The 25,407-nt window shown below is 68.0% G+C and carries 24 protein-coding genes and 1 tRNA gene; 14 read left to right on the top strand and 11 right to left on the bottom strand.

The window, feature by feature from the left end; genetic code table 11:
- Nucleotides 1-11: 11 nt before the first annotated feature.
- Together ACFVWR_RS13145 and ACFVWR_RS13140 are read right to left on the bottom strand one after the other, a co-directional pair.
- Nucleotides 12-2,525, bottom strand: a complete 2,514-nt coding sequence (locus ACFVWR_RS13145; RefSeq protein ID WP_387212579.1) for a CDP-glycerol glycerophosphotransferase family protein — start codon at nucleotides 2,523-2,525, stop codon at nucleotides 12-14.
- A 93-nt stretch (nucleotides 2,526-2,618) separates the two neighbouring features.
- Entirely contained in the window at nucleotides 2,619-3,158 is a 540-nt protein-coding gene (locus ACFVWR_RS13140) for a MarR family winged helix-turn-helix transcriptional regulator (RefSeq protein ID WP_387212576.1), read from the bottom strand.
- A gap of 80 nt (nucleotides 3,159-3,238) precedes the next feature.
- On the opposite strand from ACFVWR_RS13140, the gene ACFVWR_RS13135 reads away from it, so the two are divergent.
- The 3 genes from ACFVWR_RS13135 to ACFVWR_RS13125 all read left to right on the top strand — a co-directional run bounded on the left by ACFVWR_RS13135 (nucleotide 3,239) and on the right by ACFVWR_RS13125 (nucleotide 5,744).
- Nucleotides 3,239-3,310: transfer RNA gene (locus ACFVWR_RS13135), tRNA-Gln, on the top strand.
- A 31-nt stretch (nucleotides 3,311-3,341) separates the two neighbouring features.
- Nucleotides 3,342-4,766: a bifunctional UDP-N-acetylglucosamine diphosphorylase/glucosamine-1-phosphate N-acetyltransferase GlmU gene (gene glmU / locus ACFVWR_RS13130; RefSeq protein ID WP_387212573.1), complete on the top strand. Its 1,425-nt coding sequence runs from the start codon at nucleotides 3,342-3,344 to the stop codon at nucleotides 4,764-4,766.
- A complete protein-coding gene (locus ACFVWR_RS13125; protein ID WP_387212570.1) occupies nucleotides 4,767-5,744 on the top strand; it encodes a ribose-phosphate diphosphokinase in 978 nt (325 codons plus the stop codon).
- Between the two features lie 27 nt (nucleotides 5,745-5,771).
- Here ACFVWR_RS13125 and ACFVWR_RS13120 read toward each other — a convergent pair whose 3' ends face one another.
- The 6 genes from ACFVWR_RS13120 to ACFVWR_RS13095 all read right to left on the bottom strand — a co-directional run bounded on the left by ACFVWR_RS13120 (nucleotide 5,772) and on the right by ACFVWR_RS13095 (nucleotide 11,016).
- Nucleotides 5,772-6,140 carry a hypothetical protein gene (locus ACFVWR_RS13120; RefSeq protein WP_387212568.1) on the bottom strand — a complete coding sequence of 123 codons (369 nt, stop codon included), beginning with the start codon at nucleotides 6,138-6,140 and terminating at the stop codon, nucleotides 5,772-5,774.
- 116 nt (nucleotides 6,141-6,256) lie between these two features.
- Entirely contained in the window at nucleotides 6,257-6,592 is a 336-nt protein-coding gene (locus ACFVWR_RS13115; RefSeq protein WP_387212565.1) for a DUF202 domain-containing protein, read from the bottom strand.
- A gap of 13 nt (nucleotides 6,593-6,605) precedes the next feature.
- Nucleotides 6,606-6,959, bottom strand: a complete 354-nt coding sequence (locus ACFVWR_RS13110; RefSeq protein ID WP_387212562.1) for a YidH family protein — start codon at nucleotides 6,957-6,959, stop codon at nucleotides 6,606-6,608.
- Nucleotides 6,960-8,417 (bottom strand): NADP-dependent phosphogluconate dehydrogenase, encoded by a 1,458-nt coding sequence (gene gndA, locus ACFVWR_RS13105; RefSeq protein WP_387212559.1) that lies wholly within the window; start codon nucleotides 8,415-8,417, stop codon nucleotides 6,960-6,962.
- Nucleotides 8,418-8,519: 102 nt separating this feature from the next.
- The gene (gene uxaC / locus ACFVWR_RS13100; protein WP_387212556.1) at nucleotides 8,520-9,935 is read right to left on the bottom strand and encodes a glucuronate isomerase; all 1,416 of its coding nucleotides are present in this window, start codon (nucleotides 9,933-9,935) and stop codon (nucleotides 8,520-8,522) included.
- A gap of 55 nt (nucleotides 9,936-9,990) precedes the next feature.
- Nucleotides 9,991-11,016: a LacI family DNA-binding transcriptional regulator gene (locus ACFVWR_RS13095; protein ID WP_387212553.1), complete on the bottom strand. Its 1,026-nt coding sequence runs from the start codon at nucleotides 11,014-11,016 to the stop codon at nucleotides 9,991-9,993.
- A gap of 154 nt (nucleotides 11,017-11,170) precedes the next feature.
- Between ACFVWR_RS13095 and ACFVWR_RS13090 the strand changes: the two genes are divergently transcribed.
- Genes ACFVWR_RS13090 through ACFVWR_RS13050 form a run of 9 tightly spaced genes read left to right on the top strand, consistent with a single transcriptional unit; the run spans nucleotide 11,171 to nucleotide 20,614 of the window.
- A complete protein-coding gene (locus ACFVWR_RS13090; protein WP_387212550.1) occupies nucleotides 11,171-12,529 on the top strand; it encodes an ABC transporter substrate-binding protein in 1,359 nt (452 codons plus the stop codon).
- A 12-nt stretch (nucleotides 12,530-12,541) separates the two neighbouring features.
- Nucleotides 12,542-13,552 (top strand): carbohydrate ABC transporter permease, encoded by a 1,011-nt coding sequence (locus ACFVWR_RS13085; protein WP_387212547.1) that lies wholly within the window; start codon nucleotides 12,542-12,544, stop codon nucleotides 13,550-13,552.
- On the top strand, nucleotides 13,549-14,472 hold the full coding sequence (locus tag ACFVWR_RS13080) for a carbohydrate ABC transporter permease (RefSeq protein WP_387212544.1): 924 nt from the start codon (nucleotides 13,549-13,551) through the stop codon (nucleotides 14,470-14,472). Before ACFVWR_RS13085 ends, ACFVWR_RS13080 begins: the two co-directional genes overlap by 4 nt.
- Before the next feature lie 5 nt (nucleotides 14,473-14,477).
- Nucleotides 14,478-15,311 (top strand): sugar phosphate isomerase/epimerase family protein, encoded by an 834-nt coding sequence (locus tag ACFVWR_RS13075; protein ID WP_387212603.1) that lies wholly within the window; start codon nucleotides 14,478-14,480, stop codon nucleotides 15,309-15,311.
- Complete coding sequence (locus ACFVWR_RS13070) at nucleotides 15,308-16,519, top strand: Gfo/Idh/MocA family protein (RefSeq protein WP_387212541.1); 1,212 nt, start codon at nucleotides 15,308-15,310, stop codon at nucleotides 16,517-16,519. The genes ACFVWR_RS13075 and ACFVWR_RS13070 overlap by 4 nt, the downstream gene beginning before the upstream one ends.
- Nucleotides 16,516-17,388: a sugar phosphate isomerase/epimerase family protein gene (locus ACFVWR_RS13065; RefSeq protein WP_387212538.1), complete on the top strand. Its 873-nt coding sequence runs from the start codon at nucleotides 16,516-16,518 to the stop codon at nucleotides 17,386-17,388. Before ACFVWR_RS13070 ends, ACFVWR_RS13065 begins: the two co-directional genes overlap by 4 nt.
- The gene (locus ACFVWR_RS13060; RefSeq protein WP_387212535.1) at nucleotides 17,385-18,821 is read left to right on the top strand and encodes a mannitol dehydrogenase family protein; all 1,437 of its coding nucleotides are present in this window, start codon (nucleotides 17,385-17,387) and stop codon (nucleotides 18,819-18,821) included. Before ACFVWR_RS13065 ends, ACFVWR_RS13060 begins: the two co-directional genes overlap by 4 nt.
- A gap of 1 nt (nucleotide 18,822) precedes the next feature.
- Nucleotides 18,823-20,070 (top strand): D-mannonate dehydratase ManD, encoded by a 1,248-nt coding sequence (gene manD / locus ACFVWR_RS13055; protein ID WP_387212532.1) that lies wholly within the window; start codon nucleotides 18,823-18,825, stop codon nucleotides 20,068-20,070.
- Nucleotides 20,071-20,089: 19 nt separating this feature from the next.
- Entirely contained in the window at nucleotides 20,090-20,614 is a 525-nt protein-coding gene (locus ACFVWR_RS13050) for a gluconokinase (RefSeq protein ID WP_387212529.1), read from the top strand.
- A gap of 720 nt (nucleotides 20,615-21,334) precedes the next feature.
- Here the strand turns inward: ACFVWR_RS13050 and ACFVWR_RS13045 are convergent.
- The 3 genes from ACFVWR_RS13045 to ACFVWR_RS13035 all read right to left on the bottom strand — a co-directional run bounded on the left by ACFVWR_RS13045 (nucleotide 21,335) and on the right by ACFVWR_RS13035 (nucleotide 23,861).
- Nucleotides 21,335-21,856 (bottom strand): hypothetical protein, encoded by a 522-nt coding sequence (locus ACFVWR_RS13045; RefSeq protein ID WP_387212526.1) that lies wholly within the window; start codon nucleotides 21,854-21,856, stop codon nucleotides 21,335-21,337.
- A 137-nt stretch (nucleotides 21,857-21,993) separates the two neighbouring features.
- Entirely contained in the window at nucleotides 21,994-23,568 is a 1,575-nt protein-coding gene (locus tag ACFVWR_RS13040; RefSeq protein ID WP_387212523.1) for an alpha/beta hydrolase, read from the bottom strand.
- Nucleotides 23,565-23,861 carry a hypothetical protein gene (locus ACFVWR_RS13035; protein WP_387212520.1) on the bottom strand — a complete coding sequence of 99 codons (297 nt, stop codon included), beginning with the start codon at nucleotides 23,859-23,861 and terminating at the stop codon, nucleotides 23,565-23,567. Before ACFVWR_RS13035 ends, ACFVWR_RS13040 begins: the two co-directional genes overlap by 4 nt.
- A gap of 280 nt (nucleotides 23,862-24,141) precedes the next feature.
- Between ACFVWR_RS13035 and ACFVWR_RS13030 the strand changes: the two genes are divergently transcribed.
- Both ACFVWR_RS13030 and pth read left to right on the top strand, forming a co-directional pair.
- A complete protein-coding gene (locus ACFVWR_RS13030) occupies nucleotides 24,142-24,756 on the top strand; it encodes a 50S ribosomal protein L25/general stress protein Ctc (protein ID WP_387212516.1) in 615 nt (204 codons plus the stop codon).
- Between the two features lie 7 nt (nucleotides 24,757-24,763).
- A complete protein-coding gene (gene pth, locus ACFVWR_RS13025) occupies nucleotides 24,764-25,363 on the top strand; it encodes an aminoacyl-tRNA hydrolase (protein ID WP_387212513.1) in 600 nt (199 codons plus the stop codon).
- The last annotated feature ends 44 nt before the right edge of the window (nucleotides 25,364-25,407 follow it).

Raw genomic sequence — 25,407 nt, 5'->3', positions numbered from 1 at the left:
GGACGCTCCGGCTAGTCGGCGGGAACCGTCTCCGCGGCTCCGATCGCCCGGTAGAACTGGTCGACGGCCTTGCGGTTGTATGCCACGTAGTCGAAGGCGCTGGCGGGCACATCCCCCCGCAGGAAGGCCTGGAGACCGTCGGCCACTCCTTCGTCGCTCTGCGGAACGACCAGCCCTGAACCGGCCGGGAGGGCGTTCTTCGCCGATGCGAACTCGACCGTGACGATCGGGAGGCCGAGCACCAGCGCCTCCAGGATGACCATCGGCTGACCTTCGTAGTCGCTCGACAGCACGAAGCAGTCGGCGTGGGCCATGATCGCGTGCGGGTTGCGCTGCATGCCGGTGAGGTAGGCGGCGTGCTCCAGGCCGAGCGAATCGATCAGCGCCTGCAGTTCGTCGGCGAGCGGACCCGACCCGACGATCACCAGACGGGTCTTCGGATGCTCGGCGTGCACCTGCGCGAACGCGCGCACGAGCCTGGCGTGGTTCTTCTCGGGCGAGAGCCGGCCGACGCAGACGAACGTCGTCGCGTCGTCGTCCGGCGCGAGGAGAGCCTCCGCCCACTCCGGGTTCGTGCCGGTCTCCTCGTCGAAGGTGATCTCATGCAGATCCGCCTGGGCGTTCTCGAGGATGTGCTCGGCGTCCACCGTGTTGAGCGCCGAGATGAACTTGCTGCTGTCGGCGTACTCCGCGAGCCCTTCCCGGTTGATCTCGGAGAGGGTCGGCGAGACGGAGACGAGGTGGTCGTACTGCTCGTACAGCGTGAACACCTGGGTGAGGCTGTGCAGCATCTTCTTCTGGCCGCCGACCTCGCGGTGCGCGTCGGACGCGAGGTCGTTGTGCAGCCAGATCGAGCGGGCCGCCTCCGGTGAGTGCAGCAGCAGCGCCGACCAGAAAGGGCCGTAGCCCGAGAAGTCGACGACGTAGTCGAAGCGGCTGTCGCCGAAGCAGCGTGTCCACTCGTCGTCCCACAGCTCGTTCTGCGACGGGATGCTGCGGTGCTCGGCGATGCGGCCGCGCCGGAAGTCGAGGTGCCGGGCGAGATGGCGCAGCTTGGCCCCGTTCATCCCGCCGACCCGCGGGAACTGACGCACGGCCGGGTTGATCTGGGACTGTTTCGCGATCGTGGCCTTCGACCGGCTCTGCGCGAAGAACGCCGACACGTCGAACCGGGAGTGGTCGATGTTGTTGAGCAGGTTCAGCGCAGACGTGGTGATGCCGTTGGGGCGCATCCCGCCGAGGTAGAGCAGAATCGAGGCACGGCCGTCGTCGGCGAGGCCGGTGCGCAGCCGGTAACCGTCGCGCACGCCGCGGAACACGATGTCGACGATGCGTGCGGAGGCCCTGCCGTCTTCCCAGGGCGTGAATCTGCGCTGCATCCCGAGGTAGCGCTCGCGCGACTCCTCGGGGAGGGCGTCGCCGGATGCGGCGATGCGGGCGATCTCGTCGCCGAGGTCGCGAGCCGACTGGTGCACGGGCCCCGGCCACTCGTCGGGTTCGAAGTAGAGCCCGCGGGTGCCGGCGTAGTCGGCGAGGTCGGGGGTGAAGAACAGGATGGGGCGGCCGGTCTGCAGGAAGTCGAAGAAGATGCTCGAGTAGTCGGTGATGAGCAGGTCGGTGACGCCGAGCACGACGTTCGTCGGAATCTCGTTGGGCACGAGGATGCGCTGCAGATCGGGCCGGTGCTTCGCGAGACGGTGCACCGACTGGTGGGTCTTCAGCAGCACGGCGTAGCGGCTGGTGTCGATGCGCTCCTCGATGGCGGCGATGTGCTCGAGGATCTCGTCGAGGTCATCGGTCGGACGCCCGAAGGACGCGCCCTTCCAGGTCGGCGCGTAGAGGATGACCTTCCGCTCGCCGAGCGGGATGCCCGCCTCGACCAAGCGCGCGCGCGCGGCGGAGCGCTGCTCGTCGTCGAGGAACTGACGGTCGATGCGCGGGTAGCCCTCCTCGACGATCGCGCCGCGGTAGACGCCCGACATCTTGTACGCGGTCTCGTACATCTGATCGGCCATGAACGGGTTCGCGGCCAGCAGGTAGTCGGCGGCGACCATGTTGCGCACGATGTTCGCTGTCGCGAGTGCGCCGTCTTCGATGTCGTAGCCCATCCGCTTGAGCGGGGTGCCGTGCCAGGTGTTCAGGTAGACCTGGCCGGCCCGCTTGCTGAAGTCGGGCGGGAACGTCGCGTTGTTGACCAGGTAGTGGCTGGTGGCCAGCGCCTTGTAGTACCGGGGGGAGCCGTACCGCACGAAGGTCACCCGCGGGTCGTCGGCGAACTCGTCGACCGCGGCCCTGTACTGCTGCAGGTCGGTGAGCGCCCAGATGTGGGTGAGGTGGGCGAAGTCAGGAGACGCCAGAAGCTCCCGGAACAGCGCCTCGGGGTTGTCGAGCATCCCGTTGCCGGAGAACGACTCGTAGAAGACCGAGCCGGTGACGATCGGCTGTCGCCGCCAGTGCGCGTGGATCTCGTACCGGGCAGCGCGCTTGACGCGGGACGGTAGGCGTTTCAGGCGGGAGAGTTTCATCGGTGCGATTTTATGGGAGTCTGATAACAGAGACCTGGGAGACCGCAGTGCCGAGCCTGTGGGCTGCGCGCGTTTCTGCGATGTCGGCGGACGTCACGATTCGACGTCGAAATCCAGGCTCAGCTTGCGCAGCAGCGCCGACAGGCGCTCCTGGTCGGCTGCCGAGAGCGAGGCGAGGAGCTCCGACTCCGCGTCGACGAGGCGGGTGATAGCCGCGTCCACCCGCGTGAGGCCCTGCCCGGTCATCTGCACCAGGATGCCGCGGCCGTCGTTCGGATCGGTGCGGCGCTCGACGAGACCGCGCGAGACGAGCCGGTCGATGCGGTTCGTCATGGTGCCGCTGGAGACCAGCGTCTGCTGCAGCAGGGCCTTGGGGCTCAGCTGGTAGGGCGACCCGGCCCGGCGCAGCGCGGCGAGCACGTCGAACTCCCAGGACTCGAGGTCGGAGCGTTCGAACGCCGTGCGCCGCGCGCGATCGAGATGGCGGGCGAGCCGGGCGACGCGGGAGAGCACCTGCAACGGCGAGAAGTCGAGGTCGGGGCGTTCCCGCAGCCAGGCGTGGACGATGCGGTCGACCTCGTCGCGTGCGCGGTCGGCCTCGTCGCGCGCGCGTGGCATCCGTTCGTCTGGCATCCCACCATGCTATTTCGTCGGAGGCCGGGCGGATGGTCTGGCAAACTGTCTTGTGCGTGTTCGAGCGATCGCGCGCGTGGTCCGCCTTGGTGTAATGGCAGCACGACAGCCTTTGGAGCTGTTAGGTCTAGGTTCGAATCCTGGAGGCGGAGCGAAACTCGACCGCCGAACCCGGGGAGACGCATGACCGACCAGAACCTCGCCATCGTGGTGCTCGCCGCGGGACAGGGCACGCGGATGAAGTCCGCGACACCCAAGCTCCTGCATCCGTTGGGCGGCATGCCGATCATCGGGCACGTGCTCGCCACGGCCAAGCAGCTCGACGCGGCCCATGTCGTCTCGGTCGTGCGGCACGAGCGCGACCGCCTGGTCGAGGTCATCTCCGTCGACATGCCGGAGAGCGTCATCGTCGACCAGGATGAGATCGCCGGAACCGGGCGCGCCGTCGAACTCGCCGTGCAGGCGCTCCCGGCCGACTTCGAGGGCGACGTGCTCGTCGTCAACGGCGACGTTCCGCTGCTCGACGCCGAGACGTTGCGCGGCCTCATCGCCCAGCACCGGTCGGGATCGGCCGCGGCGACCATCCTCTCGTCGTTCCCCGCCGACGCCACCGGTTACGGGCGGATCGTGCGCACCCCCGCCGGTCACCTCGATCGCATCGTGGAGCACAAAGACGCGTCGGAGGGGGAGCGCGCCATCGGCGAGATCAACGCCGGCATCTACCTCTTCGGGCTCGCGCAGCTACGCGACCAGCTCGCGGCGCTGACCACGGACAACGCGCAGGGCGAGAAGTATCTGACCGACGTGATCGGCCTGCTGCGGCAGGCGGGCTTCGACGTCGACGCTCTGCCGGTGAGCGAATCGTGGCTGGTCGAGGGCATCAACGACCGTGCCCAGTTGAGCGAGGCGGCCGCGAAGCTGAACGCGCTGCTCGTTCGCACCTGGCAGCTCGCCGGCGTGACCGTGCAAGACCCGGCGACGACCTGGATCGATGTCAAGGCCAAGCTCGCACCGGATGTGACGCTGCTGCCGGGCACCCAGATCCGCGGAGCGACGGCTGTCGAGACGGGCGCCGTCATCGGCCCCGATACGACCCTGCTCGACTGCGAGGTCGGCGAAGGCGCGACGGTGAAGCGAACGGATGCGACGCTCTCGGTGATCGGCGCCGGCGCGACAGTCGGGCCGTTCGCCTACCTCCGGCCGGGAACCGTGCTCGGCGCGGACGGCAAGATCGGCACGTTCGTCGAGACGAAGAACGCGAGGATCGGCGCCGGAACGAAGCTCGCCCACTTCAACTACGTCGGCGACGCCGAGGTCGGCGAGAAATCCAACCTCGGCGCCGGTGTGATCACGGCCAACTACGACGGCGTGAACAAGCACCGCACCGAGATCGGGTCGCATGTGCGCGCGAGCACGAACACAGTGTTCGTCGCCCCGGTTAGGATGGGTGACGGAGCGTACACGGGTGCCGGAACCATCGTCAGAAAAGACGTGCCGGCCGGTGCTCTTGCCCTTACGGTGGCTCCGCAACGCAACATCGAAGGTTGGGTCGCAGAGAAACGGCCCGGCACCGACGCCGCCAAAGCTGCGGAAAAGAGCGGAGAGTAAGTGTCAGGGATTACGACCACCGGACAGAAACGCCTGGTTCTGATTTCGGGGCGTGCGCATCCCGCTCTCGCCGAGCAGATCGCCGAAGTTCTCGGCAGCGAACTGGTTCCCACCGACTCGCGCACCTTCGCAAACGGGGAGATCTACGCCCGGTTCGACGAGAGCGTTCGCGGTTCGGATGCGTTCGTCATCCAGTCGCACACCTCACCGATCAACGAGTGGCTCATGGAGCAGCTCATCATGGTCGACGCGCTCAAGCGGGCATCCGCCAAGCGCATCACGGTCGTCGCCCCGTTCTACCCGTACGCGAGACAGGACAAGAAGGGCCGCGGCCGCGAGCCGATCTCGGCCCGGCTGGTCGCTGACCTCTTCAAGGCCGCCGGCGCCGACCGCATCATGTCGGTCGACCTGCACGCCGCGCAGATCCAGGGCTTCTTCGATGGCCCCGTCGACCACCTGTTCGCCATGCCGGTGCTTCTCGAGCACATGCGCAAAGAGCTCGACGCATCCACGCTCACCGTGGTCTCGCCCGACATGGGCCGGGTGCGCGTGGCCGACAACTGGAGCGACAAGCTCGGCGTCCCCCTGGCGATCATCCACAAACGCCGCGACCCGCTCATCCCCAACCAGGTGTCGGTGCACGAGATCGTCGGGGATGTGCGTGGCCGCGTCTGCCTGCTCGTCGACGATCTCATCGACACGGGCCGCACGATCGTGCACGCGGCGGAGGCGCTCAAGGCGAACGGCGCGATCGGCGTCGTCGTCGCGGCGACGCACGCCGTGTTCAGCGACCCGGCCGTCGAATTGCTGCAGAGCGACTTCATCGACTCCGTCGTCGTGACGGACACCCTGCCGCTTCCTGAGCACAAGCGGTTCGAGAAGCTCACGATCTTGCCGATCGCGCCGCTGCTCGCGAACGCGATCCAGCAGGTGTTCACCGACGGCTCCGTCACATCGATGTTCGACGGGGCCGCTTAACCGCTGACCGACGGCCCGAGTGCCGGGTCAGCTGTCGAGCGGGCTGTCCGCCGGAAAGCGGTGGGGAGTCGACGGGATGAGGCCGAGCGGGGCGACGAACGAGGGGTCGCCCTCGGTGTTGAGTGCGTAGCACTGCCATCCGGGCCCGAGCGGGCCGGTGAGCTCGAAGCGGGCCGACGACGACGTCGCGTCGGGTTCGTAGCGCTGAACGTAGACCGCGCACGTGTTCGTCGCGGTGGTGGTGGCGATGCTGACGCTGATCAGCACACCGGGCAGAATGAGCGCCACGACGCCCACGACCACGACGATGCGGGTGGCGATGAGCATCCGGCGCCCGCGCAGGGGCCGCTCGAGCGGCTCGTAACCGGCGAGCTCGGGATGGTCGTCGAACGTCACGCTTCGAGTCTCGGCGTCGATCGCCGCATCCGCAACCCGCCCGTCGTGTCGAACGCAGGTTCCCAGGTCATCGGAGGGTGTACCCGGCGCGACTCGACGCGCAGGTTGCTTACGGGTCAGTGCGCGACGAGAACGGAGGCGATGCCGGTGACGCAGGCGAGCAGCGTCGTCGCGGCGACGATCGCGATCGCTGTCGTCGGTGCCGCGGGAGGCACCTCGTGGGTGCGGCCGGCCAGCGCCCGCCCCCGCCGGGAGCCGTAGAGCACGGCGCCGATGGCCGCGGCGACGAGCACGATCCCTGCCGCTGTGAGCAACAGTTGCCCGGAGACCCAGCCGCTGCGCAACGCCAGCAGGGCGTTCACGACGATGACCAGGGCCGTTCTCGTCCAGGAGAGGGCCGTGCGTTCGCCCTGAAGCCCAGGATCGCGGGCTGGAGGAGGGGCGGATGTCATGGCGGCGGTGCCCTCAGTGCACGACGAAGAGCACGGCGATGACGGCGGCGACGGTGAGCACCACGGCCGAGAGCAGCGGGAGAGCCACGCTCGTCGGCAGACGCCGTGCGTTGCGCATGGCGATCTCATTGGCACGCCAGCGCACGTAGGCGAGAACGCTCAGCACGGCCGAGAGCACGCCGAGCGCGACCGCCAGGATCACGACCACCACGTGGGGCCCGAGCTGGCTGGAGAACTGCTCGAGCACCACGCCGCCGGCGAGCAGAGCGAGCGCGGTGCGCACCCAGGCCAGGAAGGTGCGCTCGTTCGCGAGCGAGAACCGGTAGTCCGGCTCTTCACCTTCCTGGCGCCAGGCGGGCTCCTTCATCTAGTGGCTGGAGCCTTCGGTCTCGATCTCGGTGCGGTCGGCGGACCACAGGGTGTGGAAGGTGCCTTCCTTGTCGACGCGCTTGTAGGTGTGCGCACCGAAGAAGTCGCGCTGTCCCTGAACGAGGGCGGCGGGGAGACGCTTGACGGCCAGTGAGTCGTAGTAGCTGAGCGCCGCGCCGAACCCGGGGATGGGCACACCGGAGAGCGCTGCGGTCGCCACGACACGGCGCCAGGCCGCCTCGCCCTCGGCGATGGCGTCGGCGAAGTACGGCGCTTCGAGGAGCGTCGCGATGTTCGGGTTCTCGTCGTAGGCGTCGGCGATGCGGTTGAGGAACTGCGCGCGGATGATGCAGCCGCCGCGCCAGATCTTCGCGATCCTGTCTTTCTTGATGTCCCAGCCGTACTTCTCGGCGCCGGCGATGATCGCGTCGAACCCCTGCGCGTATGCGACGATCTTGGAGGCGTAGAGAGCCTTCGAGACGTCGTCGGCGAACGAGTCGTCGACGCTCTGCACGTCGGGACGGCTCTTGACGACGGCCTGGACGGCCTCGCGCTGTGCGGGCTTGGAGGAGACGGCCCGGGCGAACACAGCCTCGGCGATGCCGCCGACGGGCACGCCGAGATCCAGAGCGTTCTGCACCGTCCAGACGCCGGTTCCCTTGGAACCCGCCTGGTCGAGCACGATGTCGACGAACGGCTTGCCGGTCTCCGCATCCACCTGGCGCAGCACCTCGGCGGTGATCTCGATCAGGTACGACTCGAGGTAGCCCTTGTTCCACTCGGTGAAGACGTCGGCGATGGCGGCGGGCTCGTGGCCCCCGACGGTACGCAGGAGGTCGTAGGCCTCGGCGATGAGCTGCATGTCGGCGTACTCGATGCCGTTGTGGATCATCTTCACGAAGTGGCCGGCGCCGTCGGTGCCGACGTGGGTCACGCAGGGCTCGCCTTCGGCGACCGCGGCGATCGACTCGAAGATCGGGCCGAGGGTCTCCCACGACTGCTCCGACCCGCCCGGCATGATCGACGGGCCCTTCAATGCGCCCTCCTCGCCGCCCGAGATCCCGGTGCCGACGAAGTGGATGCCGGTGGGGGAGACGCGCTTCTCGCGCTCGATCGTGTCGAGGAAGTTGGCGTTGCCGCCGTCGACGATGATGTCGCCCGGCTCGAACCGCTCGGTGAGCTGGTCGATGACGGCATCCGTGCCCTTGCCGGCCTGCACCATGATGATCGCGGTGCGCGGCTTGGCGAGCGACGCGACGAAGTCGTCGATCGACTCGGAGGAGACGAAGCCGGCCTCGGGATGCTCGGTGATGAGCTCATCCGTGCGAGCGTATGTGCGGTTGTAGACGGCGACGGTGTTGCCCTCGCGCGAGGCGAGGTTGCGGGCCAGATTCGACCCCATCACCGCCAGACCGACGACGCCGATGTTGGCAGTTGCAGTGGTGTTCTCGGGCACGGCTCTCCTTTGAATACAAGTCTTCTCACCAGCGTAGCGGCTAGCCACCGCACGCTGCCCGGCCGTTACGATCCCTGACGGCGGGCGCCGATCGGCTCCGCGTCAGCCGAGCCGGAAGGTGCCGCGGGGGATGTCGGAGACGAGTCTGGCCGCGATGCCGAATGCATCCTCCTCGGTCAGTTGGTGCGTCGCGACGAGCGATGCGAGAAAGCTGGAGTCGACCCGACGGGACATGTCGTGCCGGGCCGGGATGGAGCAGAATGCCCGGGTGTCGTCGATGAAACCGCTCGTCTTCGTGAAGCCGGCGCTGTCGGTCACGGCCTGACGGTAGCGGAGGATGGCCGCCGGGGTGTCGAGGAACCACCAGGGCGCTCCCGCGTACACCGACGGGTAGAACCCGGCGAGCGGTGCGATCTCGCGGGAGAATGTGGTCTCGTCCACCGTGAACAGCACCAGCCGGAAGGTCGGGTTGGTTCCGAAGTCGCGGAGGATCGGGGTGAGCGGCTCGGTGAAGCCGCCGACGGCGGGCAGGTCGTGCCCGGTGTCGGGTCCGAAGGCGTCGAAGGTCGGCCGGTGGTGGTTGCGGATGACGCCTGGATGCAGTTGCATCACCAGGCCGTCCTCGCTCGACATCTCGGCGAGCCGGTAGAGCATGTTGCGCCGGTAGGCGACGGCCTCGGCGGCGGTGATCGCGCCGTCGATGGCGGCGCGGTGGATGCGCGAGGCCTCGGCCTGCGCGAGGGGCTCGCTGCCCGCATCCAGCACCCCGGTGTCCGTCGCGGTGCCGCCGGTGCCGATGAAGGCCTTCCGTCGCGAACGAAGCGCGTCGAGCAGGCCGTCGTACGTCGACGTGTCGACGCCGGAGCGCGCGGCGAGGGAGTCGAGCTTTGCGAGCCACGTCGGTTCGTCGGGGTGCATGTACCGGTCGGCGCGGAACGTCGGGAGCACGCGACCGCCGAAGGAGGGGTCGTCGCGCAGCGCGAGGTGCGCCGCGAGGTCGTCGGCGGGGTCGTCCGTCGTGGCGAGCACCGCGATGCGGAACCGCTCGAACAGAGCGCGCGGGCGGAACTCGGGCCGGGCGAGCGTCTCGCTCAGCTGGTCGTACAGCTCGTCGGCGTTCCGCGCCGACGGCTGCTCGGTGAGGCCGAACACCTCGCTGAACTCCGACTCGAACCAGAATCGAACCGGGGTGCCGAGGAACGCATCCCAGTTCTCGCAGAGCTTGCGCCAGATCGAGCGCCCGGATGCGGTGGGAGCGGCGCCGTCGCGGGAGAGCCCGAGCTCGTCGAGCGGCACCCCGACGGCGTGGAGCATCCGGGTGACGTAGTGGTCGGGCGTGATGAGCAGGGCGGCCGGATCGGGGAACGGCTCGTCGTCGAGCAGCATGCGCGCGTCGATGTGCCCGTGCGGGGAGAAGATCGGCGCATCCGCGACCGAGCCGTGAAGCCGTCGCGCCAGGTCGCGTTCTCCGGGGTCGGCCGGGAAGAGGCGGTCGGGATGGGGTGCCAGCGCGGTCATGCGGGTCCTTTCGGGGCGTGGCCGGCGCGATCGGGGCGCCGGCACGGGGGTCGGGTCATTCGCGGGAGCGGATGGGCCCGGTCGAGTCGCGGACAGTGAGGTGGGTGGGGAGGGTCACCGTCTGCCGCACGCCGACCGTCGCCGTGTCGTCGAGCCGGCTGAGCAGCATCGACACGGCGGTGCGCCCGGCCTGCTCGATCGGCGCGGTGAGCGTCGTCAGGGGCGGGTTGCAGAAGTCGGCGCCGAAGATGTCGTCGCAGCCGACGATGCTGATGTCGCCGGGAACATCCACTCCACGTTCGCGGAAGCGGGCGAGCATCCCGATCGCCAGCAGGTCGTTGAACGCCACGCAGGCGGTGACCCCGGCGTGTAGAACGGCGTCGGCTGCCGCGGCACCCGCGTACTGCCGCGGTGCGAACGGGCCGAGCCGCACCGTGTTCACGTCGTAGCGCTGCGCTGCTCGAACCACCGCTCGCCAGCGGCCCTCATTGGGCCAGGAGGTCTCGGGGCCCGAGACGTAGGCGATCTGGGTGTGGCCGAGCGAGACGAGATGGCCGATCGCCTGCTCGATCGCGGCGGGGGTGTCGATGAAGACGCTCGGAACCCCGCGGGTCTGGCGGTTGATGGCGACGAGCGGCACTTCGGTGGCGAGAGCCTGGAGGCGGCGGTCGGTCAGGCGCGACGCCGCGAGGATGGCACCGTCGAAGGAGCGGCGCAGCTTGTGCAGCATCCCGTCTTCCAGCTCGTCGGACTCCTCGGTGTCGACGAGGATCTGCGTGTAGCCGGCAGCCTTCAGCTGCTGCTGGGTTCCGCGGATGATCCCGAAGTAGAACGGGTTGGTCACATCCGACACCAGCACGGCGATGGCGCGGGTCTTGCCGCTCGTCAGCGCCCTCGCGTGGGAGTTGGCGACGTAGTTGAGCTCGCGCGCCGCCTGCTCGATGCGCTCCCTGGTGACGGCGTTGACCCGGCCCGGATTCGACAGGGCGCGCGACACCGTCGAGGTGGCGAGACCTGTCGCCGCAGCGACATCCGCAAGGGTGGCAGGGCGCTCGGACCCCGCGCCGGCGAGAGGGTGCATGACGACATCACACCACAGCGTGGCAATTTTTGGCAAACGTTTGCCCCATCGTTGCCAACCTGCATAGAGTCCATCCCAGCCATCCTCGCCGGCACCCCTTGGTGCCGAAGTTCGGGATGTCGACACTCACGTCCCGTCTCAAAGGAGAGTCAAGATGAGATCACGTATCGCGATCGGTGCGGTCGCCGGCCTGGCGGCCATCGGCCTCGCCCTCAGCGGATGCTCCAGCAGCGGAAGCTCCGGGGGCGCAACCTCGGGCGACCTCGACGGCAAGGGCAAGACCCTCGACGTCATGATCGCCGCCAATGGCCTCTATCCGACAGAGCAGCAGCAGTGGTTCAAGGATGTGTCGGCCCAGTTCCAGAAGCAGACCGGCGCCACCGTGAAGTTCGAGACGTTCGCCTCCGCGAACGACGAGCTGACGAAGATCCAGACGTCGGTGCTCTCGGGTCAGGGGCCCGACATCTACGACCTCGGCACCACCTTCACCCCGACGGCGTACTCGACCGGCGCCTTCGTGAAGCTGACCGACGCCGACTGGGACAAGGTCGGCGGCCGTGACCGCTTCGTGCCGGCCACGCTCGGCATCTCCGGACCGGACGAGAAGAACGAGGTCGGCATCCCGTTCCTCAGCCGCCCGTTCGTGCTGGCGTACAACAAGGAGCTCCTGGCCGCGGCCGGCATCGACAAGCCGGCCGACACCTGGGACGGACTGACCGACCAGGCCAAGAAGCTGACCACCGGTGACGTGCACGGCATGGCCGTCGCCTACGCCGACAGCTTCGACCCGTGGAAGTTCGTCTGGGCCATGTCGATGCAGCAGGGCAACCCGCTGATCGACGCCAAGACGAAGAAGGCGACCATCGACGACGACAGTGTGAAGAAGGCGTACGAGACGTACTTCGGCTGGCTGAGCGACGACAAGGTCGTCGACCCGGCGGCGATCGGCTGGAAGAACCCGCAGGCCGTCGCCGCGTTCGCCTCCGGCAAGGCGGCCTTCCTCCCGATGGTCTCGTCGTCGTCGCAGGTGTCCCTCGACAAGTCGGCGGTGGCAGGCAAGTACGGCTACGCGGTGATGCCGACGATCCCGCCGGGAGCGACGAAGCTGCCGAGCGACGGCAAAGCGGCCGCGAGCATCATCTCCGGTGACAACATGGTCGTCGCCAAGTACTCCAAGAACCAGGATCTGGCGTTCGCACTGGTCAAGATGCTCACGAGCACCGAGAACCAGGTGAAGTACACCAAGACGTTCGGCGATCTGCCGACGAACGCCGAGGCCGCGAAGCAGATCGAGCAGGACAACGAGCTCATCGCGCCCATCCTCGACGCCGGCAAGAAGTCGTTCGGCACGCCGTTCTCCGGCGCCTGGGGCGACACCCAGCTCGCGCTGGTGAACGTGGTGGTGCAGTCGATCCCGGCGCTCTCGAGCGGTTCCGTGTCGTCCTCCGACCTCGAGGCCAAGCTGAAGACTGCCCAGGCCACCGCCCAGGGCGCACTCAACAAGGCGAAGTAGCCGGACCTCCTCATGTCGAACTCGACCTTGGCCGCCCCGGCGGGCTCAGCCGGCGACCAGAGCGGAACGCCCGCGGGGAACACCCCCGCGGGCGGCCGCTCCGGCCCGCGTCGCACCGGACGCGGCCGCTCCAAGCCGATGCACCTGCGCAACCGGCCGCTCTGGATGCTGCTCCCCGGCGGCATCCTCATGATCCTGGTCATCGTGGTGCCGCTCATCGTCGCGGTGCTGATGTCCACCCTCGACCTCGACCAGTACACCCTGCAGAGCTGGTTGCAGGCGCCGTTCATCGGCCTGCAGAACTACGTCGAGGCCGTCGTCTCGTCGACGCTGCTGCGCTCGATCGGCATCAGCGTCTCGTTCGCGGTGATCGCCGCCGTGGTCACCATGCCGATCGGTGTCGCCGCTGCCCTCGCCACTCAGAACAAGTTCCGCGGACGGGCCCTCGTTCGCTCGCTGTTCCTCATCCCTTACGTGCTTCCCGCCTTCGTGGTCGGGACGCTGTGGCGCACGATGCTGCAGCCGGGCGGCGTGGTCGACTCCGCCCTCGGGTCGGTGGGCGCGCATCCGGGACTCTTCCTGAACGGACCGCTCAGCTACTGGTCGCTCATCATCGTGCAGATCTGGACATCGTGGCCGTTCTTCTACCTGCTCGTGCTCGCAGGGCTGCAGTCGGTCGACCACGAGGTGCACGAGGCGGCGGCCATCGACGGCGCCACCTGGTGGATCAAGCTGCGTTACGTCATCCTGCCGTACCTGCGCGGACCGATCTTCCTGGCGCTGATCATCGCCTTCCTGCACAACATCAACGCGTTCACGCTGCCCTTCGTGCTGTTCGGCGTGCCCGCACCGCAAGACGTCGACGTGCTGCCGGTGCTGACCTACGTCACGAGCTTCCAGAGCTTCCGCTTCGGGCTGAGCGCAGCCATGGCGATCTGCTCGCTCATCCTCATCGCGATCCCGCTGTTCGTCTATCTGCGGGCCGTGAAACTCGACTCCGGCGACGAAGGGGAGAAACGATGACCACCGCTGCCACCACCGCCGCGATCGCCACGGCGACCGCCAAACGCAAGGCCAACGGAACCAGGCAGGGCGACATCACGAGGCTGCTGCCGCGCCCGCTGCTCGTGATCGTGATCACCGTGCTGCTCGTGATCGTGCTCGGTCCAGTGCTCTACATGCTGTTCTCCTCGGTCAACTCGGATGTGGCTGTCGCCAGCGGCGCCTTCCTGCCGACCGAGCTGCACTTCGACAACTACCTCAAGGTGTGGTCGACCGTCGATCTGGGCAACGGGCTGATGAACTCGGTGATCGTGTGCCTCGCGGTCGCCGTCGTGTGCGCCTTCCTCGCCGTGGCGACCGCCTACGTGCTCGTGCGCTACGAGTTCCGCGGCCGGCTGACGTTTCTGCGCGGGCTGCTCGGTCTGCAGTCCATCCCGGGCACGCTGATGCTGCTGCCCGTGTTCGTGCTGTTCTCGTCCGCGGCGAGCATCCTCGGAATCCAGATCATCGGAACGCGCGCGGCAGTGTTCATCACCTACCTCACCTTCGCGCTGCCGTTCTCGACCTGGGTCATGGTGACCTACCTGCGCGGCCTGCCGAAGGCGCTCGAAGAGGCGGCGCGCATCGACGGGGCGTCGTCGTGGCGCATCCTCACCCGCATCGTCGTACCACTGAGCTGGCCCGGCATCGTCGTCTCCGGCATCTTCGCCTTTCTGCTCGGCTGGAACGACGTGCTGTTCGCCTCGGTGCTGACCAACCCCGAGACCCGCACGGCGGCTGTCGCCCTGCAGGTGTTCGGGGCGACCCAAGAAGGCGGCGCGATCCCGCTCTACGGGCAGATGATGGCGGCGTCCCTCATCTGTGCCGTTCCCGTGGTCGTGCTGTACCTCGTATTCCAGCGCTACCTGATCGGTGGCCTGACATCTGGAGGAGTCAAGTGAGTGGCGTGACATGGACCCTGTCGGGGTTCGGAGACGAGATCGACGAAGACCCGACGGTGCAGACCGCCGTGCTGCAGGCGCTCGGCGCCCGGCACATCGAGGTGCGAAGTGCCTGGGGCACCAACATCGTCGACCTGTCGGCGGAGGAGCTCGATCGGCTGTCCGGAGTGTTCACCGAGCGGGGGATGGGCGTCTCGGCCATCGCTTCGCCGATCGGCAAGGTCGACGTCTCGCTGCCGGTCGAGCACGAGGTCGAGCGGCTGGGCCGGGCGATCGGGGCCGCGCACCGGCTGGGTACGCGGTACATCCGGCTGTTCTCGTTCTTCCGCGGTGACGGCGTGGCCGTGGAGAGCATCCGCGACGACGTGCTCGTGCGGATGCGGGCTCTCGCCGACGCGGCGGAGGCGGCGGACGTCGTGCTACTGCACGAGAACGAGAAGGACATCTACGGCGACACCCCCGAACGCTGCCTCGACGTGGTCGAGAGCGTGGGGAGCGACAACCTGCGGCTCGCCTGGGACAGCGCCAACTTCGTGCAGGTCGGCGTCGCGCATCCGTTCGACGACGGCTACGCCATGCTCCGACCACACCTCGAATACCTTCAGGTGAAGGATGCGCTCTCCGCGACCGCCGAGGTCACTCCCGCCGGCGAGGGCGACGGTCAGCTCGCCGAGACCCTCACCGCGCTGCGCGACGACGGCTACACCGGCTTCGCCTCGCTCGAACCCCACTTGACCGACGTCAACGCCCTCGGCGGATTCTCCGGACCGGAGGCCTTCGGCCGCGCCGGGCGAGCGTTCCGCCTGCTCACCGACCGGATCGGAGTCGACCTCGTATGAGCGACGCACTCAGCACACCCTCGACGGCCGCCCCGCTGTCCGTCGCCATCGTCGGGTGCGGCATCATCGGCCTGAACCACGCCAGAGCCATCGCACGGCTCAGCGCGCTGCGCATCACCGCGCTCGTGGATGCCGTTCCGGCGGCCGCGAGCGCGCTCGGCGATCAGATGGTCTCCGAACTCGGCACCGAGCGTCCCGCCGAATTCGAGAGCCTCCCCGAGGCTCTCGCGGGCGCTCCGATCGACGTCGTCGTCATCTGCACGCCCAGCGGGCTCCACGTGCAGCTCGCCGAGGAGGCGCTCGCCGCCGACAAGCACGTGGTGATCGAGAAGCCGCTCGACGTGTCGATGGATCGCGCGCGACGCATCCTCGACCTGTCCCGCGAAGCGGAGAAGCGCGGGCTGGTGGTGTCGGTCATCAGCCAGCACCGTTTCGATCCGTCGTCCGTGGTCGTCGCCGAGGCGGCGCACGGCGGGCGGTTCGGACGGATCACCAGCGGGATCGCCTCGGTCGCCTGGTGGCGCAGCCAGGACTACTACGACTCCGGGCAGTGGCGGGGCACCTGGGAGCTCGACGGCGGCGGCGCGGTGATGAACCAGGGCGTTCACACCGTCGATCTGCTTGTCTGGTTTCTCGGTCGCCCGGTCGAGATCTTCGCGCAGACCGCACTGCTCGCGCACGATCGGGTCGAGGTCGAGGACATCGCCGTCGCGACCGTGCGCTTCGAGTCGGGCGCGCTCGGTGTCATCCACGCGACGACCGCCGCGTACCCCGGACTGTCCGTGCGCCTGCACGTGCACGGCGACCGCGGCTCGGCCATCATCGACGACGACCAGCTCGAGTACTTCGGTGCGGCCGAGCCCGGGGCTTTCGACCCGCGCGGGGCATCCGTCGTCAACCGTGCCGCTGAGCTGGTTCCGGCCGGTGAGCTGCGCGGCGGCGATCGCGGTGCCGACCAGTTCATCGCCGGCCACCTGCGTCAGTACGAGGACATCGCCAAGGCGATCGCCACGGGCCGTGCCCCGGGCGTGCGGGTCGAAGACGCCTTCCTCTCGCTCGCCGTGGTGCGCGCGATCTACCTGTCGGCGACCCTCGGGCGCCCGATCGGGTTCGAGGAGGTCGTCTCCGGCGACCTCGACGGGGTGACCGTCACGACGGGTTCAGCGACCACGGCCGGTGCCCACGGCCAGGAAGGCACAAGACAGTGAAGTTCTCCGTTTTCACCGCATCCACCCCCGAATGGACCCCGGAGGAGGCCGCCGGCGAGCTGGCCGCGCAGGGCTGGGACGGCGTCGAGTGGCGCGTCACCGACCAGGCGCAGGCGACTCCGCCCGGGTTCTGGGCGGGCAACCGCGCCACCTGGCCGCTGGACGGTCTCGAGAACTCGCTCGCCGACATCGCTCGCATCACGCGGGACGCCGGCCTCGAGTTCTCAGGCATCGGCGGGTATGCGCGGTGCGACGACCACGCGAACGTCGACAGGATGCTCGCCGCCACAGCCGAACTCGGCGCACGGCAGGTGCGCGTCACCATGCCGCGTACAGACACCGGCGCCGACTACCGCGAGGTGTTCGCCGCGGCTCGCCGCGACGTGGCTCGGGCGGCCGCGAAGGCGGCCGAGCTCGGCGTGAAGGCGCTCATCGAACTGCACCACGAGACCATCACGCCGTCGGCATCCGCCGCGTTCCGTCTCGTCGACGGGCTCGACCCGGAGCACGTCGGTGTCATCCACGATCTCGGCAACCTCGTGATCGAGGGCCAGGAGCATCCGCTGTCGGCGTTCCAGCTGCTCGGCCCGTACCTCGCCCACGTCCACGTCAAGAACGTGCGCTGGGTGCCGGGCGATCCCGAGTCGGACGGAACGGTGCCCTGGCGTGCAGAGTGGGCGACACTCCGCGCCGGCCAAGCGGATGTGAGCGCGTACTTCACCGCGCTGCACGAGTTCGGCTACGACGGCTGGGTCACCTCGGAGGACTTCTCGACGGAACTGCCTCTTCGCGAGCGCACGACCGACAACCTGGCCTACCTGCGCCAGGTCGAGGCTCGCACCCGTGATCTCTCGGCGGCGGCACGGTGACACCTCCTCGGCGCACGGTGCGGCATCCGGTTCGCATCGTTCATCTCGGGCTCGGGGCCTTTCACCGCGCGCATCAAGCGTGGTACACCCAGCGCGCGAACGAGACGGCGACGGGAGACGACGCCTGGGGGATCGCCGCGTTCACCGGCCGAAGCCCCGAGGCGGCACGGGTGCTGGCTGCACAAGACGCTGTCTACACTGTGATCGTGCGAGGGCAGGGCGGCGACAGCGCCGAGACGATCGAAAGCCTGAGCTCGGTCACCGACGGCGCAGACGCGGATCGGTGGCGCTCCGCGGTCGCAGACCCCCAGGTCGGCGTGCTGACACTGACCGTCACCGAGGCGGGATACCGCCCGCCGGCCGCCGACCTCGCCGCCGATCGCGACGCGCTGCGTGCGGGGGAGCCGGCACTCACGGCGCCCGGTCGCCTGGTCGACGGGCTCCGCGCCCGCCGAACTGCTGCCGCCGGAGGCCTCGCCGTCGTGAGCTGCGACAACCTGCCCGACAACGGGCGGGTCACGCACGACGCCGTCATCGAGCTCGCCGTCGCCGTCGACCCCGACCTGGCCGGCTGGATCGAGACTGAGGTGTCTTTCGTGTCGACGATGGTCGACCGCATCACCCCGGCGACGACCGCTGCGGACATAGCGGTGGCGCGAACTCTCACGGGTGCCGACGACGCGGCGCCCGTCGTGACGGAACCGTTCACCGAATGGGTGCTCAGCGGTGCCTTCCCTGCCGGGCGTCCGGCCTGGGAGGCGGGAGGCGCCCGGTTCGTCGACGATGTCGAACCGTTCGAGCGTCGCAAGCTCTGGCTGCTCAACGCCGGGCATTCGCTCCTCGCCTATTTGGGGTTGCTGCGCGGTCGAACGACGATCGCCGAGACGATGTCCGACCCGGTCTGCGTCGCCGCACTCGAAAAGCTCTGGGCGGAGGCACGAACGGAACTGCCGTTCGACGATTCCCAAGTGGATGCCGCACTCGTCGCCCTGAGGGAGCGCTTCACGAACGCGCGCATCGAGCACCGGCTCACGCAGATCGCGGCGGACGGCTCGCAGAAGCTGGGGCCGCGCATCCTCGACCCCGTTCGTTCGCGGCTCGCCGCCGGGCGCGCGATCGGAGCAGGCGAGGCCACGGCCATCGCCGCGTGGATCCTGCACGTGTTGAGCGGCTCGTTCCGCGACGCGGGCGCCGTCGAGCTCGCCGAGCGGCTGCGCGCCCTCGACGGCGACGATGGCACACCTTCGCACGACACTGGCACGGGCACGGCCGCGCTCGTCGTCGAGACTCTGCGCACGCTCGCCCCCGACCTGGCCGACGACGACGCTGTCGTTCGGCCCATCGACCACCAACTCGGCGCGCTGCGCGCCACCACCGAGCCGCACGCCGATGAGCGCGTGGCGGCCGGAGAACCATCACGAGGAGCCAACTGACATGCGAATCACCTCTGCCGACGTTCTCGTCTCCAGCCCGGGGCGCAACTTCGTCACGCTGCGCATCACCACCGACGACGGTTTCGTCGGCCTCGGTGACGCCACGCTCAACGGGCGGGAGCTCGCCGTGGCCGCCTACCTCAGCGAGCACATCGTGCCGCTGCTGATCGGCCGCGACGCGCACCAGATCGAAGACACCTGGCAGTACCTCTATCGCGGCGCGTACTGGCGACGCGGGCCGGTGACCATGGCGTCGATCGCGGCGGTCGACACCGCGCTCTGGGACATCAAGGCGAAGGTGGCCGGCCTGCCCCTCTACCAGCTTCTGGGCGGCCGCAGCCGCCGCGGCTGCCTCGTCTACGGTCACGCCTCCGGGGCCGAGCTGCCCGAACTGTTCGACTCCATCCGTGACCACCAGGAGCAGGGGTTCAAGGCCATCCGGGTGCAGACCGGCATCCCCGGGCTCGGATCGGTCTACGGCGTCGCCTCCTCGGCCAACGCGGCCGCGGGCGCCGGCGGAACCACCTCCCGCTACGACCACGAGCCGGCCCGCCGCAGCGCCGTTCCGGTGGAGGAGGAGTGGGACACCCGCGCCTACCTGCGTCACGCTCCCGCCGTGTTCGAGGCTGTCCGCAACGAGTTCGGCCCCGAGCTGCCGCTGCTCCACGACGCGCATCACCGGCTCACGCCCATCCAGGCCGCCAAGCTCGGCAAGTCGCTCGAACCGTACGACCTGTTCTGGCTCGAGGATGTGACCCCCGCCGAGAACCAGGCGGCGTTGCGTCGAGTGCGCGAGCACACCACCACCCCGCTAGCCATCGGCGAGGTGTTCAACACCATCTGGGATTACCGCGAGCTGTTCGAGGAGCAGCTCATCGACTACGTGCGCAGCCCTGTCACGCACGCGGGCGGCATCACCGGCCTGCGCCGCATCTTCGACTACGCGGCGGTCTACCAGATCAAGTCGGGTGTGCACGGGCCGACGGACGTCTCTCCGGTCGGTCTCGCCGCGGCCATCCATCTCGGCATCGCCATCCCCAACTTCGGCATCCAGGAGTACATGCGCCACAGCGCTGACACCCACGAAGTGTTCCGCACCAGCTACGCGTTCGAAGACGGGATGCTCATCCCCAGCGAAGCCCCCGGGCTCGGCGTCGACTACGACGAGCTGGTGGCACAGTCCTTTCCCTACCAGGCGGCATACTTGCCAGTGAACCGTCTGCTCGACGGATCGATGCACGACTGGTGACGAACGAGGTGCGGCCTGTGTGGTCGCGGAGGAAGGCGGCTGGGTGAACGAGCATCCACTCGTGGTGGTGATGGGCGTCTCGGGTTCGGGCAAATCCACGGTCGGCGCCGTGCTGGCCGACCGCCTCGGTGTGCCGTTCGTCGACGGCGACGCCTTGCATCCGCCCGCCAACGTGGCGAAGATGGCCTCCGGCATCCCGCTCGACGACTCCGACCGCTGGCCGTGGCTGGCCGCCGTCGGCCGCACGCTGGCCGACGCCGCCGGCACCGGGATGGTCGTGGCCTGTTCCGCACTTCGTCGCGCCTACCGCGGGGCGATTCTGGCGGAGGCTCCGGATGCAGTCTTCGTCGAACTCGACGGCAGTCTCGACCTCGTCGGCGAACGCATCGGATCGCGTCGCGGCCACTTCATGCCTCCCACGCTTCTCGACTCGCAACTCGCCCTGCTGGAGCCGCTCGCTGCCGATGAGCCGGGCATCCGGGTCTCGATCGCCGGCACGCCCCACGAGATCGCCGAGGCCGCCATTGACGGTCTCGGTCTTTAGCCGGGCCGTCACCCGCCGGGCGTGGCTCCGGGGTCGGGGTGTTGCGTCGCTGCTCCTGGACGCGGCGGGCGTCCTCGCCCCTGACTTCAGCCCAGTTGCCTTCGTTGCAGGGGCCTTCGCCGATGATCTCGTCTCGGTCGCCGTCGAGGCTGAGGTAGATCGTGGTGCCGTTTGGTGCGGTGCCGGTGACGAGCAAAGGTCGGGGCGGTAGGTGGCGGTTTCGATCTCGTACCCTTGTGCTGTCCAGTGGTCGACGGCGGTATTGCTTGCTGCGCTGTAGTCGACGATGGGCTCCACGCGGGTGCGCCCGTATCGATAGTAGAAGCCACTCTCGGCCGGCACGTCGCAGCCTTCCGCAATGGGACTATCGTGATTCGTCCACGTGCCACCGAGCGCACCCTGGATGGCGTCCAGTTGTTCTTTTAGGTCAGTTCGGGCTCCTGCGGGTGTCTGTGCTGCATGGTTGTGGTGTCCTTCGGTGAGATGACGGAGGCAACATCACTGCACCCCGACAGCAAGGTCAAAACGAGAATGAAGGCGACGCTGCGGCTGATAATCGGCCGGTCCGACCGGTGGCATGCCCAGCTCACGGGAGGACCTCCGCGTAGTCGCCCTGGATGATCAACCGCAGGTTGAAAAGACTCTCGGTGTTCAGTCCGAAGTACTTTCGCGCGTCGTCCTTTTCGCTGCCTTCGATGGTGTCATGTCCGTCGACCGGACTCAGGTGCAACCCGGTCGGCCCTCGTGCAAGTTTCGTGCGTCGATCACAGAGGGAATTTGCGCGCATCTATTCGCCCGGCGTCGGTTCGGGGGACTGGTATTGCGCCGCTGCTCCTTGACGCGGCGGAGGTCGTCCATGCTGACGTCATCCCAGTTCCCTTCGTTGCAGGGGCCTTCGGCGCCGATTCTGTTTCGGTTGTCTTCGAGGGTCAGGTAGATGGTGGTGCCGTTGGGTGCGATGCCGGTGACGAGGCGGTGGGTGGGTCGGTAGGCGACTGATCGGACCTCGTAGCCCCGCACCTCCCAATAAGCGACCGCGGCTGCACCTGCTGCGTCGTAGTCGGCGATGGGCTCGCGTCGAAACCGTGCGCCACGGTAGTAGAAGCCGCTTTCGGAGGCCGCTGCGCAGCCTTCGGCGATGGGGCTGTCGTAGTTGTCCCATTCCCCGCCGAGCAGCTCTTGTATCGCGTCGACTTGCTTCTTGTAGTCGGCGCGCGCTTCTGCCGGTGTCATGTGTTGCATGGTGGTGTCCTTCGGAGAAGTGGCGGAGGGGAGTTCGCTGCACCCGGATACGGTCGCGAGAATCAGGACTGTGTTGATGACGCCGAAGAGCGCCGACCGTACCCGGCGAGAATCGGCGTCGGAGCCTTGGAGTCGGATCATTGGGTGACCCGCTGATAGTCGCCGGCCATGATCCCAAGGATGTTCGCGATGCTCTCCGTGTTCGGGCCGAAATACTTGTACTTGTCGTCATCTTCACTTCCCCCGATGGCGTCGTGGCCATCAACCGCGTCGAGTTTGCGGCCATCTGGAAGAGCTTCTCCGTCGGAACCGAATATCCGTGCCCCCCAGGCCCGATCCGTCGGGTCTTTTCGGCGGCTCACCCACTGCCCGACGGGAGCAACCCAGTCCGCTGGAGCACGCGTTGCGTACACCCGAGAGGGATCGACGTGCATCGATGAGACGGTGATGCTGCGCGGGATGCCGGCCGATGCTACAAACACGACCGCGTCCACGTGTCGGTCTGCGTCGCGAAGCGCGAGGGAGACGACGACAGTTCCGTAAGAATGGCCGATGACGTTCAATCGGCTGTCGAGATTGCTGTGCGTGCGGGTTGCGTTGTATCCATCCAGCATGCCGCCAAGTCGATCGGCCCCCACCTGCGCGCGCTCTTCTGCCGGCACTTCGAGAGCTCCCGGGCTGCGATAGTCCAAGAAAAGTACAAGGGCTTTGTCTGGGTCGCTTTCTTGAAGATTTGATGTCAGCCGAAGGTAGTCCTCACCCTGCGCAAGACTTGAGTTCATGCCTGGGACAAACCAAGTGGCGTTCGTCGCTTTGTCTAGATCGCCCAGGGATATAGCTGCGAGCGGCTGCCCATGCGGAGTCGAGTCCAAGCTGATCAAAAACTGAGGCGGGTGCTTTTCGCGCCCTTTTTCTTCCCCAAATTCCTTAAGTAGGAGATCGAGCGCTGATAGCCGCTCGCGCAGGAACACGTCGAGTGGGCTGGAGTTGACCGCGGCGAGCGTCTCGGAGCGGAGCGCCTCCAGCCGTGAGACGTTCGCCGTGTCGCGGTCGGTGTACGGGATGCCCTCGAGGTTTCCGACGACCTCGGGAGAGACGCGGATGAGGTGGCGCTTGGTCGCCTCGGAGAGACGTGACCACATCTCTGCCAGCTGGTCCGGCTTCAGTGAGGCGAGCTGGGCGATCAGCAGGCTCGCATCCTTGTCGCCGAGGGACGCGGCGTGCGCCGTGAATCCCGACATCGACCAGTCGGAAGGCGCCAGCCCCGCCACGCCGAACGGCGCGGCCCGCCCCGTGGCGATCGCCGCGTAGACCTTGGCAGCCGTGTGAGCGTCGAGGCTGCGGCGTTCGTCGGCCAGGTCGGCGAGACGTTGACGGCGGTACGGTTCGTCGGCGGCGCTCGCTGGGTCGGCGAGGAGACGGCGCTCCCGGTCGGCGATCGACCCCAGTGCGTCGGCGTAGGCGAGCCACACGGAGGCGACTTCGTCGGCCGAGTTCGCGCTGCGAGCGACCATGGCGGCGTCGGCTTTGCAGCTCGATGCCCAGGCTGCGCTGTCACTGCCGTTCCACACGCCGGCGAGCCGGTCGGGCGCTCGGTGCAGCGTGTTGGTCAGCATCCGCAACTGCTCGGCGCCCTGCCGGTAGGTCAAAGCCACGCGTCTGATCGACTCCGCGTCGCCGGCGCCGGGATGCGTCTGCGTCCATTGGCTCATGACGCCACAGCACCCGTGCGCGGCGAGGCGAGAGTGCCGGCCGAGTATGCAAGAGCGTGCTCGAACTGTTCCCAGGATGTCGCGGCCATGCGCGCGTTTCCGGCGGCCGCGTGCACGGTGGTGACGACCCAGTCGAGTTCGCGTGCCCACCACGACGCGGCGGCGCTCGCCGCCTCCGCCATCGTGGCGCTCCCACAGTCGGAGATCGCGGTGCCGTTCGAGCGGATACTCGACGCGGCGCCGTCGAGCCCGGCCGCCGACTCTCGAACAGCCCGCGTGTCGACCCTCTTCATGGCACTCCAAATACTAGATGCCATGAGCCTAGATGTAAGCGACATCCGCTGTCCAGAGGCACGGAAGCGTCGGTGAACAAGACCGGCGAGCATCCGGTAGACTGGCTCACTGAACTTCGGCGAGGGATGCGCGAGCATCCGTTATCGACGCGGTGATGCGGGGCTTCGCAGTCTTTCCTCACACGTCATTCATCAGAACGATGCGTTCGAGTCGACACAACAAACAGACACTGCGAGCACTGCTCGCCCGACAGCCGGCATAGCCGGCGAGGAGACACCCATGGCTGACGATTCCAACAAGGTCGTCGCGGAGACCCGCGACAGCTTCGGCAAGGGCGCTGCGCGCAAGATCCGCGCCGCCGGCAAGATCCCCGCGGTCATCTACGGCCACGGCACCGACCCGGTGCACGTGACCCTTCCCGCTCACCAGGTCGGCCTCATCCTGCGCAAGGCGAACGCCGTGCTCGAGCTCGACATCGCGGGCAAGAGCCAGCTGACCCTGGTCAAGGATGTTCAGAAGGACCCGGTGCTGCAGATCATCGAGCACCTCGACCTCATCGTCATCAAGAGCGGCGAGAAGGTCTCCGTCGAGGTTCCGGTTCACGTTCAGGGCGACACCTACCCGGGCACCATCGCGGTGCTCGAGGTCAACACCCTCCGTCTCGAGGTCGAGGCCACCCACATCCCCGAGAACATCGTGCTCGATGTCGAGGGCGCCGAAGAGGGCCGCCAGTTCCACGCCAAGGACTTCACACTGCCCAAGGGCGCCGCCCTGGCAGAAGACGAGGACCTGCTCATCCTCAACGTCATGATCCCGGCTGCCGCACGCGGCGAAGACGAGGAGTCCGCTGAGACCGAGGCCGCCGAAGGCGCCGAGGCCGAGGCTGCCGAGTAACGACTCGATGGACTCTGCTCGACAGACGGAGCATCCCTGGCTCGTAGTCGGGCTCGGTAACCCCGGGCCCGGCTACGCCGCCACGCGTCACAATGTGGGACAGATGGTGCTGGATGAGCTCGCCTCTCGCGGCCGTCTGACCTTCAAGACCCACAAGACGAACGCGACCGTGGCCGAGGGGCGGCTCACTCCCGGCGGCGAGCGGTTCGTGCTGGCCAAGCCGAACACGTTCATGAACGTCTCCGGTGGACCGGTCGCCCAGCTGCTGAGGTTCTACTCTCTCGACGCTTCGCGTCTGATCGTCGTGCAAGACGAGCTCGACATCCCGTTCGACACCCTGAAGCTCAAATTCGGGGGTGGCCACGGCGGCCACAACGGCGTGCGCGACATCATGTCGGCGATAAGCACGGGTGACTTCACCCGCGTGCGCGTTGGCGTTGGCCGTCCGCCCGGCTCGCAGGCAGCAGCCGACCATGTTCTCAAAGGCTTCAGCGCCGAAGAACGCAAAACGCTCCCCATCCTCGTCTCCGACGCAGCGGATGCGGTCGAGCAGATCGCGAACGACGGCCTCACCGCCGCACAGCTCCGGTTTCACACAGCACGCTGAGCGCTCGAGAACAGAGCAGCAGACACCCTGTGCGAGCACAGGTC

The organism is Leifsonia sp. NPDC058292 (assembly GCF_042880955.1).
Lineage (GTDB): Bacteria > Actinomycetota > Actinomycetes > Actinomycetales > Microbacteriaceae > Leifsonia.
Note: the sequence above shows the minus strand (reverse complement) of the source record. Positions and strands in the feature narration are given on the sequence as shown.